The organism is Vibrio sp. STUT-A16 (assembly GCF_026000495.1).
Classification (GTDB): domain Bacteria; phylum Pseudomonadota; class Gammaproteobacteria; order Enterobacterales; family Vibrionaceae; genus Vibrio; species Vibrio diabolicus.
In genome coordinates this window covers 533,322-547,593 of the sequence record NZ_AP026765.1, presented here as the reverse complement: position 1 = coordinate 547,593, position 14,272 = coordinate 533,322, and the positions used below count along the sequence as shown (strand labels likewise).

At 45.2% G+C, this 14,272-nt stretch carries 16 protein-coding genes and 1 other RNA gene; 10 read left to right on the top strand and 7 right to left on the bottom strand.

Annotation, left to right across the window (positions count from 1 at the left end):
• Nucleotides 1–161: 161 nt before the first annotated feature.
• On the top strand, nucleotides 162–1,775 hold the full coding sequence (nadB, locus tag OO778_RS02635) for an L-aspartate oxidase (protein ID WP_074191826.1): 1,614 nt from the start codon (nucleotides 162–164) through the stop codon (nucleotides 1,773–1,775).
• A 22-nt stretch (nucleotides 1,776–1,797) separates the two neighbouring features.
• Here the strand turns inward: nadB and OO778_RS25055 are convergent, their stop codons facing one another.
• Both OO778_RS25055 and OO778_RS02630 read right to left on the bottom strand, forming a co-directional pair.
• Nucleotides 1,798–2,280, bottom strand: coding sequence for a protein YgfX (locus tag OO778_RS25055; RefSeq protein WP_308384594.1), 483 nt, complete (start codon nucleotides 2,278–2,280; stop codon nucleotides 1,798–1,800).
• Nucleotides 2,228–2,488 carry a succinate dehydrogenase assembly factor 2 gene (locus OO778_RS02630; protein ID WP_005393925.1) on the bottom strand — a complete coding sequence of 87 codons (261 nt, stop codon included), beginning with the start codon at nucleotides 2,486–2,488 and terminating at the stop codon, nucleotides 2,228–2,230. Before OO778_RS02630 ends, OO778_RS25055 begins: the two co-directional genes overlap by 53 nt.
• A 189-nt stretch (nucleotides 2,489–2,677) precedes the next feature.
• On the opposite strand from OO778_RS02630, the gene ygfZ reads away from it, so the two are divergent.
• The 3 genes from ygfZ to OO778_RS02615 all read left to right on the top strand — a co-directional run bounded on the left by ygfZ (nucleotide 2,678) and on the right by OO778_RS02615 (nucleotide 4,958).
• A complete protein-coding gene (ygfZ, locus tag OO778_RS02625) occupies nucleotides 2,678–3,646 on the top strand; it encodes a tRNA-modifying protein YgfZ (RefSeq protein ID WP_074191797.1) in 969 nt (322 codons plus the stop codon).
• Nucleotides 3,639–4,112: a YbaK/EbsC family protein gene (locus OO778_RS02620; RefSeq protein WP_074191828.1), complete on the top strand. Its 474-nt coding sequence runs from the start codon at nucleotides 3,639–3,641 to the stop codon at nucleotides 4,110–4,112. The genes ygfZ and OO778_RS02620 overlap by 8 nt, the downstream gene beginning before the upstream one ends.
• Before the next feature lie 639 nt (nucleotides 4,113–4,751).
• On the top strand, nucleotides 4,752–4,958 hold the full coding sequence (locus OO778_RS02615; protein ID WP_005380970.1) for a DUF1107 domain-containing protein: 207 nt from the start codon (nucleotides 4,752–4,754) through the stop codon (nucleotides 4,956–4,958).
• Nucleotides 4,959–5,023: 65 nt separating this feature from the next.
• On the opposite strand, the gene OO778_RS02610 is transcribed toward OO778_RS02615, so the two are convergent.
• The 3 genes from OO778_RS02610 to OO778_RS02600 are packed head-to-tail and all read right to left on the bottom strand — an operon-like array spanning nucleotide 5,024 to nucleotide 8,044.
• Nucleotides 5,024–6,232 carry an FAD-dependent 2-octaprenylphenol hydroxylase gene (locus OO778_RS02610; protein ID WP_074191798.1) on the bottom strand — a complete coding sequence of 403 codons (1,209 nt, stop codon included), beginning with the start codon at nucleotides 6,230–6,232 and terminating at the stop codon, nucleotides 5,024–5,026.
• A gap of 31 nt (nucleotides 6,233–6,263) precedes the next feature.
• A complete protein-coding gene (gene ubiH / locus OO778_RS02605; protein ID WP_074191799.1) occupies nucleotides 6,264–7,442 on the bottom strand; it encodes a 2-octaprenyl-6-methoxyphenyl hydroxylase in 1,179 nt (392 codons plus the stop codon).
• A 23-nt stretch (nucleotides 7,443–7,465) separates the two neighbouring features.
• Nucleotides 7,466–8,044 (bottom strand): YecA family protein, encoded by a 579-nt coding sequence (locus OO778_RS02600; RefSeq protein ID WP_074191800.1) that lies wholly within the window; start codon nucleotides 8,042–8,044, stop codon nucleotides 7,466–7,468.
• A 249-nt stretch (nucleotides 8,045–8,293) separates the two neighbouring features.
• Between OO778_RS02600 and OO778_RS02595 the strand changes: the two genes are divergently transcribed.
• The 5 genes from OO778_RS02595 to serA all read left to right on the top strand — a co-directional run bounded on the left by OO778_RS02595 (nucleotide 8,294) and on the right by serA (nucleotide 11,616).
• Nucleotides 8,294–8,602, top strand: a complete 309-nt coding sequence (locus tag OO778_RS02595; protein ID WP_005393932.1) for a cell division protein ZapA — start codon at nucleotides 8,294–8,296, stop codon at nucleotides 8,600–8,602.
• Between the two features lie 8 nt (nucleotides 8,603–8,610).
• Nucleotides 8,611–8,795, top strand: a non-coding RNA gene (gene ssrS / locus OO778_RS02590) — 6S RNA.
• Between the two features lie 5 nt (nucleotides 8,796–8,800).
• A complete protein-coding gene (locus OO778_RS02585; RefSeq protein WP_182020034.1) occupies nucleotides 8,801–9,400 on the top strand; it encodes a 5-formyltetrahydrofolate cyclo-ligase in 600 nt (199 codons plus the stop codon).
• 53 nt (nucleotides 9,401–9,453) lie between these two features.
• Nucleotides 9,454–10,110 (top strand): ribose-5-phosphate isomerase RpiA, encoded by a 657-nt coding sequence (rpiA, locus tag OO778_RS02580; RefSeq protein WP_005380982.1) that lies wholly within the window; start codon nucleotides 9,454–9,456, stop codon nucleotides 10,108–10,110.
• 273 nt (nucleotides 10,111–10,383) lie between these two features.
• Entirely contained in the window at nucleotides 10,384–11,616 is a 1,233-nt protein-coding gene (serA, locus tag OO778_RS02575; protein ID WP_005393937.1) for a phosphoglycerate dehydrogenase, read from the top strand.
• Between the two features lie 60 nt (nucleotides 11,617–11,676).
• On the opposite strand, the gene OO778_RS02570 is transcribed toward serA, so the two are convergent.
• Complete coding sequence (locus OO778_RS02570; protein WP_264910657.1) at nucleotides 11,677–12,369, bottom strand: oxidative stress defense protein; 693 nt, start codon at nucleotides 12,367–12,369, stop codon at nucleotides 11,677–11,679.
• Nucleotides 12,370–12,596: 227 nt separating this feature from the next.
• The gene (locus OO778_RS02565; protein WP_046875104.1) at nucleotides 12,597–13,493 is read right to left on the bottom strand and encodes a LysR family transcriptional regulator ArgP; all 897 of its coding nucleotides are present in this window, start codon (nucleotides 13,491–13,493) and stop codon (nucleotides 12,597–12,599) included.
• A gap of 146 nt (nucleotides 13,494–13,639) precedes the next feature.
• On the opposite strand from OO778_RS02565, the gene OO778_RS02560 reads away from it, so the two are divergent.
• The gene (locus tag OO778_RS02560; protein WP_012841398.1) at nucleotides 13,640–14,269 is read left to right on the top strand and encodes a LysE/ArgO family amino acid transporter; all 630 of its coding nucleotides are present in this window, start codon (nucleotides 13,640–13,642) and stop codon (nucleotides 14,267–14,269) included.
• Nucleotides 14,270–14,272 lie beyond the last annotated feature (3 nt).

Sequence of the window (14,272 nt, the reverse complement as noted above, 5' to 3'; positions counted from 1 at the left end):
GCATGAAAAAGAAGAGTGGCTCAGTCACCGCAGTAACACGGATGTCGATAGGTCTCCCAACTTAGCCCTTAGCGACAGGTGTCGCGATAATGGAATGCACATGGTGTGCAAATAATACACAAGGTGACTTTGTTACCTTAGCTTGGGATTATAAAAGTTATATGAACACAAATCGTGAACATGAGTGTGATGTGTTAGTGGTAGGGAGTGGCGCGGCTGGTTTGTCGTTGGCTTTGCGCGTTGCTAACCACTGTAAAGTGATGGTGCTGAGTAAAGGGCCACGCAGCGAAGGGGCGACCTATTATGCCCAGGGTGGTATTGCTGCTGTATTTGATGAGTCAGACACCATTGATTCACACGTTGAAGATACGCAAATCGCCGGCGATGGTATTTGCGATGAGGACACCGTGAGGTTCATTGCTGAACATTCAAAAGAGTGCGTACAGTGGTTGATCGACGGTGGTGTCCCATTTGATCGTGAAGAGGATGACTCTGACGATAAGCCTCGTTACCACTTAACTCGTGAAGGTGGCCATAGTCGTCGTCGTATTCTTCACGCGGCAGATGCAACAGGTATGGCGATGCAAACCTCTCTGCAAGATAACGCTCACAACCATCCAAATATTCATGTTCTCGAACGTCACAATGCGCTGGACTTAATCACCGAAGATAAAATTGGCGGTGATAAAAACAAAGTTATCGGTGCTTATATTTGGAACCGCAACGAAGAGCATGTCGAAACCGTGCGGGCCAAATTTGTGGTTCTCGCTACAGGTGGCGCTTCAAAAGTTTATCAATACACCTCTAACCCAGATGTTTCGTCTGGTGATGGTATTGCCATTGCTTGGCGTGCAGGGTGTCGTGTGGCAAATATGGAGTTTAACCAGTTCCACCCGACGTGTTTATACCACCCCGAGGCGCGTAACTTCTTGTTGACCGAAGCGTTACGTGGTGAAGGTGCTTACCTGCGTCGTCCCGATGGTTCTCGCTTTATGCCAGATTTCGATGAGCGTAAAGAGCTTGCTCCGCGTGACGTCGTGGCTCGCGCTATCGACTTCGAAATGAAGCGTTTGGGTGCCGACTGTATGTACCTCGACATCAGTCACAAACCTGCGGACTTTATTACGAAACACTTCCCAACCATTTACTCACGCTTGATGGACTTGGGCATTGATATGACCAAAGAGCCAATCCCAATCGTACCTGCTGCGCACTACACTTGTGGCGGTGTCATGGTGGATAGAAATGGCTGCACCGATCTTAAAAACTTGTATGCGATTGGCGAAGTCAGCTATACAGGGCTGCATGGTGCTAACCGCATGGCATCAAATTCACTTCTCGAATGCGTGGTTTATGCTTGGTCTGCGGCGAAAGATATTCTAAAACATCACACTAACGTGGAGCTTCCTTCACAGGTGCCATGTTGGGATGAAAGTAAAGTGACCAACAGTGATGAAGAAGTGATCATTCAGCACAACTGGCACGAGCTTCGTCTGTTTATGTGGGATTACATGGGCATTGTACGAACTGACAAGCGTTTAGAACGCGCCTTGCGCCGTATCCAACTGTTGCAACAAGAAACGCATGAGTACTACAGCAATTTCCGTGTCTCGAACAACTTATTAGAACTGCGTAACCTTTTACAAGTAGCAGAGCTGATGGTTCGTTGTGCGATGCAGCGTAAAGAGAGTCGAGGTTTGCACTACACGCTTGATTATCCGAACCAACTGGAAAACAGCGGACCAACGATTTTGGTTCCAGCTAAACAGCTTTAATTCGACAAAATAAACTATTACATCAACAGGGAGCATTGGCTCCCTGTTTCATTTCCCACTGGCGTAATACCAAAGATAATTGACGGTAATGCTGATCGTCACAGCTATCACGCCAAATCGTGACGCTACGGCCAGACTGCAATCGAAATGTTATCTTGAATGGCAATGTCGATGTATCGACTCGTTGTAACTGATCCTTTTCAGACTCAAGAGCCGCCGAACATTCACTATACTCAAGGGCCTCAAACCTAACCGAGCCATCGCAATGCACATACCAATAACCCTGACTTGTCGGTTTAACAAAGCCTTGGCTCAGTAGTGCCTTAACAATCATTAATAACAAATAAATCGATAATACGAGAGGGATGCTAGAGAGGGTAACGGCCCAAGTCATCAGTAAGAAAAGTATTACATTGAGAACTCGGGCAGTCAGAGAGGGAGAAGCGGTAAAATTAACGAACTTTGCTGAGGTTATGGGCGACAATTTTATCAACCATTGCAGCATGACCTAAGTTTTCGCTGCGGCCATGCCCCATTATCCAAGTAAACAGATCAGGATCATCGCATTCAAGTAAAGAAACAAAGTCACGCTGCTCTTGTTCACTCAGAGTATCAAAGCACTCTTCAAAAAACGGCATAATTACTACGTCAAGCTCAAGCATGCCTCGACGACAAGCCCATTTAATACGCGCTTTTTCTTCCGGAGTGTACATTCACTATTCCTTCATAGATGTCTTGTTGTTAGTGCGGAGTGTAACAAGGGATGTGCTACGTCACTAGTGTGCGGGTCACAATACGATAGTGAAAGCAGACAAATGTTGATTCGTAAATCGCTCCCCTAGTATCTCAAGGTTATTTGGGTATAACATAGCGGAAAAATATCTTCAAAAGGCATTGTAATTATGGAATGGCAAACTCGTTTTTCAGCACTACCTCTCTCAACTCAAGACGCACTTCCAGAGTTATCTATCTCGCTGCTGGACAATTTCGGCATGATCACCATGGTCGGTGACGATAAAAAATCATACTTACAAGGTCAGGTTACCTGCGATGTCGTTTCTTTAGAACAAGACCAATCAACATTAGGCGCACATTGTGATGCGAAAGGTAAAGTGTGGAGTGTGTTCCGCCTTTTCCATCACCACGATGGCTACGGCATGATCCAACCAAAATCGGCGATTGACGTAGAACTTAGCGAAATAAAAAAATACGCCATTTTCTCTAAAGTAACGATTGAAGCTTCTGATGAAGTTATCTTAGGTGTTGCCGGCGTCAAAGCCGATGAGCTTATTTCTTCAATGAGCAAAACGACTGGCAGCGTTCGCCCTGTTGAAGGCGGCACCGCGGTACAAGTTTCACAAAACCGCTGGCTACTGATATTAAGTGCGCCAGCTGCGCAACAAGTCGTTGAAAATACAGATGCTGCCCTTACGACAAATGAGCTTTGGAATCGTTTCGACATTGAAGCTGGTTTACCATTTGTCTCTGCATCCGCGCAGAATGCTCACATTCCACAAGCACTCAACGTGCAAGCTTTAGGAGGCATTAGCTTCACAAAGGGCTGCTACACAGGACAAGAAACGGTAGCACGAGCTAAGTATCGCGGTACAAATAAACGTGCGATGTACATCGTAAAAGGGGCAACTTCTGCTTCATTCAGTGACGAGCCAATTGAGCTCGAACGCAGCGTAGGTGAAAACTGGCGTTCAGTGGGTGCTTTATTAAACCACTACCAGTTCAGCGACAATCACGCGATTGGCCTGATCGTACTGCCCAATAATCTCGATGAAGACACTCGTCTTCGTTTGGTTGCTCAACCAGAATGTGAATGGACAATCGAATCACTGCCTTACAGTCTTGATGATGAGTAATACAATCAATACTCCTTTGATGCAATTTCTCACAGCCCAACACATTCCGTTTCGTCTGTTACCGCATCAAAGACCAGCAACCACTATTGAGGATGCCGCGCAACAACGCGGCATTCGCCCTTCTCAAATGGTAAAAGCGATCTTGCTACGAGACATGGGTAATCAATATGCTCTCGCCTGTGCGCCTGGTGATCGTAGTGTCGATCCCAAAAAAGTGCGCTCGTTACTGCAATGCCGCCGGATGACTTGCGTTGATCAAGCCGACGTTGAGGCCATCACGGGTTACAAAATTGGTACTGTCACTCCACTATTACTCAAACGACACATGCCGATCGTGTTCGATCCTAGCTTACTAGAAGAACAGGAAGTCACGATCAGCAGTGGTGATCGTATGGCTGGACTGGCGCTTTCTATCCAAGATCTTATCCAATTGTGTCAGCCGACCGTAGCTGAGATCTGTCGTTAGTCGTCTAAAAATAATGTAATAGCACGTAGTTTTTCTATCACCACGTGATCTCGCTCATATCTATAAAAATAGACGAGAGAATTTTTAATCACATATAAAACATAAATAGTCACAAAGATAAAACTCGTATATGCTGAATTTGTTGGTTAAGTTTCAAACAAGCACTTAACCAACATAAAGTGAATCAGCTGACTGAATGACAGTATTCATGCCGTCAGCTGTCCACTTTTGTGTAATGCATCTGTGACTATTCGCCCGCTGAAGCGGGCTTTTTTTTGTGCGGAACTTTTTTCTCTTCCTCTTTCTCTAACCATTAGGACGTAAAGTTTGTTCTGTTGGATACCACCTTAATAGAAACAATTAGCAAACAATCATTTTCGTTCTATTCTTAATTCTGTAACAAAACTATTGCTTAATGCGTCACGTAAAAAGGAGTGTATTGTTGTAAGGGTTCCTTGAACGGTGATTTTTTGGGGTAATCCTCACGCTATTTAAGAGATGACACTGTCAAATTGTCTAAGACAACACAAATCTCTGACGCAACACCCTACATCTGTATTTAATACTATGGCTGTCACAATAATTTTCGCGTCCAAAACGTAGAATACCTAGGCTAGGTTAGATAAAAGGAAAGTAAATATGAGACTGTTTAAGCGCTATACACCAAGTATGATTGCTAAACATATAAGTCGTCTTTTTAAAGGAAGAATTTATATTTACGGGGTCGGTAGATTCGAGTTTGATAACGGCAAGTTAATACTGCCGGAGAAAGCAGAGCAACGCCATTTCCGAGCGGTCAAAGAGATCAACCAAGAAATAATGAAACTCCGATGCGCATATGCTTAGCAAAACGTTGATAAAACAAAGGCTGGATTAACCAGCCTTTTGTGTATTTGAAGTTCGCTTTACACCTACTGACGTGCCAGATCAGGCAGATGACCTTTTAGACCAAGCGCACGCTTCATGATCTCATCTTTCGCTCCCGGCAATTGACCCGCTAAACTCAAACCAATGCCACGAACCAGCTTCTTAGCAGGATTCTCTCCAGAGAACAGGTCTCGGAACCCTTGCATTGCAGCGATCATCTTTGCTGCTTCCGCTTTGCGCCAACGCTCATAACCTCTTAGGTTACGTTTGCTGCCAATATCTTGGCCTTGCTTCCATAGCGCTAGCACCTCTTGAGCGAGGCTGGCTGCATCTAATAAACCTAAATTTACCCCCTGGCCCGCTAGAGGATGAATGGTATGCGCTGCATCACCAACCAATGCGACTCGCTCCACAACAAAATCTCGCGCATAACGCATTTTCAGAGGAAACGCGGCACGCTCTCCCACGACTTCACATAGACCAAGTCGTGTATCAAATTCGCTCGTCAATGCTTTGTTGAAATCATGCTCACTCATTGCCAATAGCTGCTCTGCACGATTTGGCTCAGTGGACCAAACAATAGAGCACATATCTGGTTGCGACATTGGCAAAAACGCCAATGGCCCTTGAGGAGTAAAAATCTGTCGTGCAACGCTATTATGCGGAGCAGCGGTTTTAACATTCGCGACCAGAGCATGATGCCCATAATCCCAATGCGTTAACGGAATATCCATTTGATGACGAAGCCACGAGTTTGCCCCATCGGCTCCGACCACTAACTTAGCCGTCATGGCTTGACCATTGTCGAGCGTCAACCAACTTTCTTGTTCGCCCACCGCTAAGGTCGCGCAACGTGCAGGCATAAACATAGTGACGTTATCGAGCTTTTGGACTTGTTCGAGCAGTGCGAGTTGAATCACTCGATTCTCAACAATATGCCCTAAATCAGGTTGTGCCATGCTTTGTGCATTGAACTCAATACTAGCAAAGCTATCTTGCTCCCACACTTCCATACCGTAGTATGGTGAAGCTCGGCGTTGCTCTATCCCCTGCCAAGCGCCAAGCTTACGCAAGATCGTCTCACTAGAACGGCTCAACGCAGACACACGCACATCAGGTAACTCTTTCAACGACTCATCTGGCACCTTGCCTTCTATTACGGCGACACGCAGATCACTGTCCTTGAACGCGGCAGCAAGTGCCAACCCAACCATCCCTCCGCCGATGATGGCGATATCTACACTTTGCATCATTGCTTTTTATTACCTAATTCAGTGCGGCCGTTCATCGTTTTACCAAACCAAGCGTATGGCGCAGTAGCGGCTGCTTAAAAATAGAAAGGTTATCCATCGCTGCTAAGGCTGTATTTCGCCCAATTCGCATCGCGGGTAAATCATTTGAAAAAATATGCACTAAGGCACTGGTTAGCCAGATCGTTTCGCTTCGATCTGCCTCTCTACGCTGACTAAAGCGCATCAAGCCTTGATAAAGACCAACATCATCGCTTTGCTGCACGATTTCTTCTGCTAGCGAGACAACGTCGCGGATACCAAGATTAAAACCTTGTCCAGCTATCGGATGCAGCGTTTGCGCCGCATTCCCAACAATCGCAAAACGATGAGAAATATTTTGCTTTCGATGGCGAAGAAGCAATGGGTAACTTGCACGGCGTCCCACTTTTTTCATCGCGCCTAAACGCCAACCAAAATCTTGTTGTAAACGTTGGAGAAATGCTTGGTCAGATAACTCAAGAACTGCTTGGGCTTCTTCAGGGTGCAGACACCAAACTAAAGACATTCTATTGTCACTCATTGGCAATAAAGCAACAGGGCCATTTTCAGTAAAACGTTCAAAGGCTCTACCTTGATGAGGTTCTTGAGTCACAATATTGGCAATGACAGCCACTTGTTCAAAATCTTGCTCAGAAAGCTCTAAACCAATTTTCTGACAGCAGGTTGAAACAGCACCATCGGCTGCCACCAACAGTTTTGCGTCAAGCTGCTCACCGCTTTTCAACGTAATATGGGTACAGTCTTGCTCGCGCTCGATATCGGTAACAGAGTCAGGGCAAAACAGTGTAATGGATGCGCTGCTATCTAATAATTCTTGATATACGCGACCAACATCGGCTAATTCGACAACATACCCTAGTGCTTCAACGCCAATCTCTTGCTTGGTAATTTCCGTCATCCCAGCATGAGAGCGATCAGAAACGTGAATATGTTCAATGGGTGTGACAAACGGTTCTACTGAAGTCCAGAGCTGTAGTTGACGCAACAGATTGACAGTACCGTAAGACAATGCGATTGAGCGAGAGTCAAAACCAGGGTGCATATCTGACTGCGCTTTAAAAGGCTCAACGACGGCAATGCGGAGCTTTCCCTGGGACAAATGGTCAATCGCCAATGCTAACGTTGCACCAGCCATGGCACCACCAGCAATGACTACATCATATTGCTTCATGCTAACCTCTGGACCATCTACGATTAATGAATAGTAGGCTTTTTATCGCCACTTTCAGGGCGAACACCAAACTCAGCATGAATCGTTAGTACGCAAGCTTTGATGTGTTCAATCACTTGTTCTAGCAATTGCGCTTGTTCACCGAGGTCGTCATCTTCATCAATGCCTAATTTAGCAATCTCTTCTAGGTCAGCCAATGCTTCTTTAGCGTCATCTGACGCTTTATTTAGCGCAACACCTGCTAGACCTAACCCAGAAATAAAGTGGTTTACGAAATCGGACACGCTGTCAGCCAACGCGAATAAGCCTTCTTCTCCCGGCTCATCTGGTAATAATAAAGACAGCTCCATCGACGTGCCCGTGAGTTCATTGACAGTAACGGTGAATACGCTTTGAGCAAACGCTAGCGCGGTAGAAGGCCAACCCATACCATCATTGGTGTAGTCAAACAGAATAGGCTGCCAAGTTTGATCATTAATCGCCAATCCACCACTTAACATGCCGACAAATAAGCCATGTAATTCCGCAGGTGTTACTGCCAGGCTTGCAGATTGCAGTTCAGCAGCAATAGATTGGTATTCAGGAAGGGTGATTTCACTCATAACTTGGCTCATTCTTGCATAATAATGTATTGGTATATCCTACCATCAAGGTTAGTGGTCTGAAACGGCTATCAAATTCAATTTTGAACAGCATTTGCTCAATTTGCCCAATTCCTGTGTGATCTCGTCATCATTTCTCTTTCTGTGATGGGAAATGCTTGAATCTTAATAGCGGTTTTCCTATAGTTTGCTCCTCGGTAGTTGTATGAAGCAACACCTTAGATAGCGCGAATATAGAGTTTATTCATCATGAGCAATCAAGCGATCGACGTTGAAATATTAGGCAAAGTTACACGAGTGAATTGTCCGACAGGACAAGAAGAGTCTCTTGTTGCAGCGGCAAAAGATCTGGATCGCCGATTGAAAGAAATGAGCGAACGTACTAAGGTAACCAATGAAATCCAACTGCTGACCTTCGCTGCATTGAATATTTGTTATGAGTTGCACACCAAGTCATACGAATCAAACGGTCAACAGCAAGAAATTACTGAGCGAATGGAAAAGCTCACTGCGTCTCTTGAGAACGCACTAAGCAAAGTTACGCAAGGACAGCAGTAAATACAAAATTTACCCTGGGGTGTGCGTCAGCAGGATTTAAGTCCCTGAGCCGATAAGCAATACCTAAGGGTTAGTATTTGGTAACTATTGAGCAAGCTCGGCATGCACCGAGAAGCCTACGGTTGTCATTGCTGATCCGCCTTGAACCAGCTGGTTCAAGGGCCACAATCCTCAACGGCACCCTGGGGTATTCTCTCTATGTCAGACCTCTCTCGACAAGACTTCCGCAAACTGATTCGTGAAAAGCGCAACGCATTGTGTAGCGACACGCAATTCCAAGCGGGGATCGACCTTGTCACTCAGTTCTCTCAACTTCCTGAAATCCAGCAAGCACAGCATATTGCTATTTATCTTTCTGCTGACGGTGAACTTGATACCAAGCCGCTCATTGAGTGGTTGTGGCTACAGGGAAAATCGGTTTATCTACCTGTCATCCATCCGTTTTCCAAAGGTCAGTTACTGTTTCTTCTGTACGTAAGTGATGATCAATTGGTCTACAACAAATACGGCATCTTAGAGCCCAAACTGGACATCCGCCACCTCAAGCCCGTTCGTCAACTTGATATCATTTGTACACCTTTGGTTGGATTCGACAGCATCGGCCACCGCTTAGGCATGGGCGGAGGGTATTATGACCGTACCCTGTCTCATTGGTTTATAACCGGAGAAGGTGCCAAGCCTGTTGGTATCGCTCACGACTGCCAACATGTAGAACGCTTACCAATTGAAAGCTGGGACATTCCATTACCTAAGATCGTGACCCCAAGCCGAATATGGCAATGGGAAAGTGGCAAGTAAGCCGCTATAATCACGCCCGCAAACGTTAACGAACATCTATTCAGGAGATTGGCATGACTCAAGATGAAATGAAAAAAGCGGCTGGTTGGGCAGCACTAAAATATGTTGAGAAAGGCAGCATTGTCGGTGTTGGTACTGGCTCTACCGTGAATCACTTCATCGATGCACTAGGCACTATCAAAGACGATATTAAAGGTGCAGTGTCTAGCTCTGTCGCTTCAACTGAGCGCCTTAAAGAGCTTGGTATTGAAGTATACGAGTGTAACGACGTAATGAAGCTGGATGTGTATGTTGATGGCGCAGACGAAATTAACCCAGCACGTGAAATGATCAAAGGCGGCGGCGCGGCTCTGACTCGTGAGAAAATTGTCGCAGCAATCTCTGATAAGTTTGTATGTATTGTTGACGGCACCAAAGCAGTTGACGTACTAGGTCAGTTCCCACTACCTGTAGAAGTGATCCCAATGGCACGCTCTTACGTTGCGCGCGAATTAGTAAAATTGGGCGGTGACCCGGCTTACCGTGAAGGCGTTGTGACTGACAACGGCAACGTAATTTTGGATGTACACAACATGCAGATTACTAACCCGAAAGAAATGGAAGACAAGATCAACGGTATCGCGGGTGTGGTGACTGTGGGTCTTTTTGCTCACCGTGGTGCTGACGTCGTAATCACAGGTACACCAGAAGGCGCAAAAATTGAAGAATAAATAACAGCTCAAATCGACCTATCTGGTTCACTTTTCTGTTATTTCATTACATACGGTGCTGCAAGGCACCGTTTTTTATTCCTTTCTCTAAGAAAATTATCTCTTATTCCGTAATTTTCTTACCCAAAGCAATTTTTTTTTGTTACTTTATTGAAAAGAAGACGCACAAGGAAACGTTTGTCCTCCTACAAAACTATCAATTATCCCCTTTTTAATAGTTTTGCCCAATGTGCGCCACATTAGCCCACCTTTCCATTTTAAGGACGAGAAAAAATGGCCAAAGTTTCACTGGAAAAAGAAAAGATTAAGATCCTCTTGTTAGAGGGACTCCACCCTTCTTCAGTTGAAGTTCTTCAAGCAGCTGGTTATACCAACATTGAGTACCATAAAGGTTCCCTTCCGGAAGAAGAATTGATTGAAGCGGTTAAAGACGTGCACTTCATCGGTATTCGCTCCCGTACGAACCTATCCGAAGAGGTAATCAATGCGGCGAATAAACTGGTTGCAATTGGCTGTTTTTGTATCGGTACTAACCAAGTAAACCTAGACGCAGCAGCAAAACGCGGCATTCCTGTGTTTAATGCACCGTTCTCTAACACACGCAGTGTGGCTGAGCTGGTACTTGGTCAAATCCTACTACTTCTGCGTGGCATTCCTGAAAAGAATGCGCTTGCACATCGCGGTATTTGGAAGAAAAGTGCTGACAACTCTTACGAAGCACGTGGCAAACGTCTTGGCATTATCGGATACGGCCACATTGGTACGCAGCTAGGTATTATTGCCGAAAACTTAGGTATGCGCGTTTACTACTACGACATCGAAAACAAGCTGTCCCTTGGTAATGCGACGCAAGTACATACCATGAGTGAACTACTAAACAAGTGTGACGTAATTTCTCTGCACGTTCCTGAAACGCCAGAAACAAAAAATATGATGGGTGAAGCTGAGTTTGCTCGCATGAAGCCAGGCTCAATCTTTATTAATGCAGCACGCGGCACTGTCGTGGATATTCCAGCGCTTTGCCATAGTTTAGAAGCAGGTCATATTGCGGGCGCTGCGATTGATGTATTCCCAACGGAACCGAAAACGAATGCCGACCCGTTCGAATCTCCTTTGCAGAAGTTCGATAATGTCATTCTCACTCCACACGTTGGTGGTTCAACGCAAGAAGCACAAGAGAACATCGGTGTTGAGGTCGCAGGAAAACTGGCGAAGTACTCTGACAACGGCTCTACGCTTTCAAGCGTAAACTTCCCAGAGGTGTCACTGCCAGAGCACGGTGGTGAATGCTCTCGCTTGCTTCACATCCATAAAAACCGTCCTGGTATTCTTACTCAGATCAACACCATCTTCGCGGAAGACGGCATTAACATTGCCGCACAGTACCTACAAACAGCCGCTGAAATCGGCTACGTAGTGATCGATGTTGAAACCGAGCGCTCAGAAGAAGCGCTAGCGAAACTGAAAAGTATTGAAGGCACTATCCGTGCTCGTATCCTTCACTAATTTGTGAAGCAGAAATAACAAAGGCAGGGAATACCCTGCCTTTTCTTTTTGCACCCAGTATTACTTCAGCTTGTAAACCACGTCAACTTGATCGCGAATAATCATGGTAGAATCCTGGTAGCTGTTTGCCCCTTCTTTACTGTCCATCGCCATCGAGCGCATTAGAACTGGCTGAACGTGCATCTGTCTGTAATTGATCTGCCAGACATCACCCAATTTTTTCTCAAAGCCAGTAGCCAGTGACGCTGCTTTTTCTCGCGCATCTTGGATAGCCGCCATGCGTGCCTTTTGCTGATACTCAGCCTGGTTGCTTACCTTAAGTTGAATATTATCAACCTGATTAATCCCTGCTTCTAACGCCATATCTAGGTACTGGTTTAGGTTTTTTATATCCGTAACCGTCACATCAATGCTACGAGAAGCGCGATAACCAACGAGCTCTGCTTTACCAGATTTAGGGTAGTGGTATTGAGGCGCAAGGTATAAATTCGAGCTGGTAACATTGTCTTTTGATAAGCCAGCATCGGACAGATTTTTCAGAAATTGCTCAACGGTTTTGTCAACTGACTGCTTGGCCTGTTCAGCAGTCATTGTCGTGTCTACCACTTTCACAGAAAACGTCGCCATATCTGGTGTAGCAATAACTTCACCATAACCTGTCGTCGTTACGTGAGCAAATTCAGGCGAGTTCGCCAACACTGAAGCACTAGTAAGGCTGAGTGCAGAAGCCAGCAAAAATGAATACAGTCTCATTCAATAAATCCATCCATACAAAAATAAAGTACTTACTCTCAGCAGAAAGGCTCAAGATTCAGACAAAACTATCACTACTGAGAAAGTGTATGGTTTCATAATAGAAACTTCTGTCGATTATCCAAGCACTCAGAATGACTTCTAACACAACTTTGACTATGTAACATTGGCGTAATTTTTCAACGAAACACTCTATCGGCAATGAACCCATCGCTGCGACAATGAACTTATTGAGGTAAGTGTCGCTGAGCATACCCGACTATCGCGTGTGAGATTTCTTGTAGAACCCCCGTTTCCAGTTGCCAATGATGCCAATAAATCCGATGGGACATTAAAAAACCGGGAGTAACATCAACCAACGCGCCACGCTCTAGCTCGTCGGTAATTTGCAAACGAGGGATTAAGCAATAGGCTACACCAGCTAACGCCACTTTTAGAAACGCTTCAGAGCTGCTGATGTTATGGTGAATGACGCTATCAGGGCTGACATTGAAATGCTCGGTAAGAAAGGTTTTATGTAGGTCATCATATTGATCATACGAAACGGCCGGCGCCTTGGCCAAAGTCTGGTTATTAACGCCTTGAGCAAAGTAACGCTGATAAAACTCCGGGCTCGCGACACAAACGTAATCAACACGTCCCAAGTAATCCGCTCTACAGCCAGGTATCGGCTGGGATTCTAAGCTGATCGCCCCCGTCACTTCGCCACTTTTTAGCTTTTCGATGGAACGAGATTCACCATAGATAGTGAGTTTGAGTTCAACTTGACGCTGCTTCATGACATCTTGCAGTGCAGGCAGTAGCCAAGTAGCAAGGCTATCAGCATTGGTCGCCAAAGAGAGTTGTACAGGTCGAGTACTGGTATCATTCTTGAGTTCGGGCAGAATTTCATGCTCGAGTAAGCGCACTCGACGATAAAGGCCTAATAACTTTTTACCAATCGGCGTTGGCTTGGGTGGTTGACTACGAACTAAAACGGGTTGTGCGAGAAACTTCTCTAATTGTTTAATACGTTGAGAAATCGCTGATTGCGAGACAAATAAATGCTCAGCTGCACGCTCAAAGCTCCCCTGATAAACCACGGCATCTAATGCCTCAATCCATTTATAGTCCAACCCTCTCATCCTGCTCTTCCTCTCCTGATAAAACATCAACCCTTAAATTAGCCTAGCTAATATAATATTAAAATCATTAATTATACTTATTTAGATAAACTCTTTATCTTTCACTCTTCTGAGAATTTATTGGTTATTTTGAAGTGAGGTGAAGTGTGAGCTTGTGGGTTCTATTGCAAGGGTTTGGTTTAGGGGCATCAATGATCATTCCGATCGGCGCACAAAATGCGTATGTCTTAAATCAAGGCATAAAGCGCAATCATCACCTGACGACTGCCACTATTTGTAGCATCCTAGATATGATCTTCATTTCTCTAGGTATCTTTGGTGGTGGTGCGATTCTGTCTCAAAACGAAATCTTACTAACATCGGTGACGCTTGGTGGTATTGCCTTCCTGAGCTTTTATGGATTACTGTCACTTAAGAGCGCGTTTAAGTCAGACAGTGAGTCAGAATCAAAAGGTGAAGTCGTCGCTCGTGGTCGTCGAACGGTCATATTAGGCGCGTTAGCCGTCACTGTACTTAACCCACATTTGTACTTAGATACAGTCGTTATTCTGGGCTCTATTGGTGGGCAGTTTGAAGGCCATGACCGAATTGCTTTTGCACTAGGTACGATGATGGCTTCCTTTGTTTGGTTCTATACCTTGTCGATAGGAGCCGCAAAACTAGGCCCTACCCTATCAAAGCCAAGAGTGAAAAAAGGCATCGACATCGCGGTCGCAGTAATGATGTTCACGATAGCGTATATTTTAGCTAGCGAACTTATTGAAAAGTACTGGTAATCA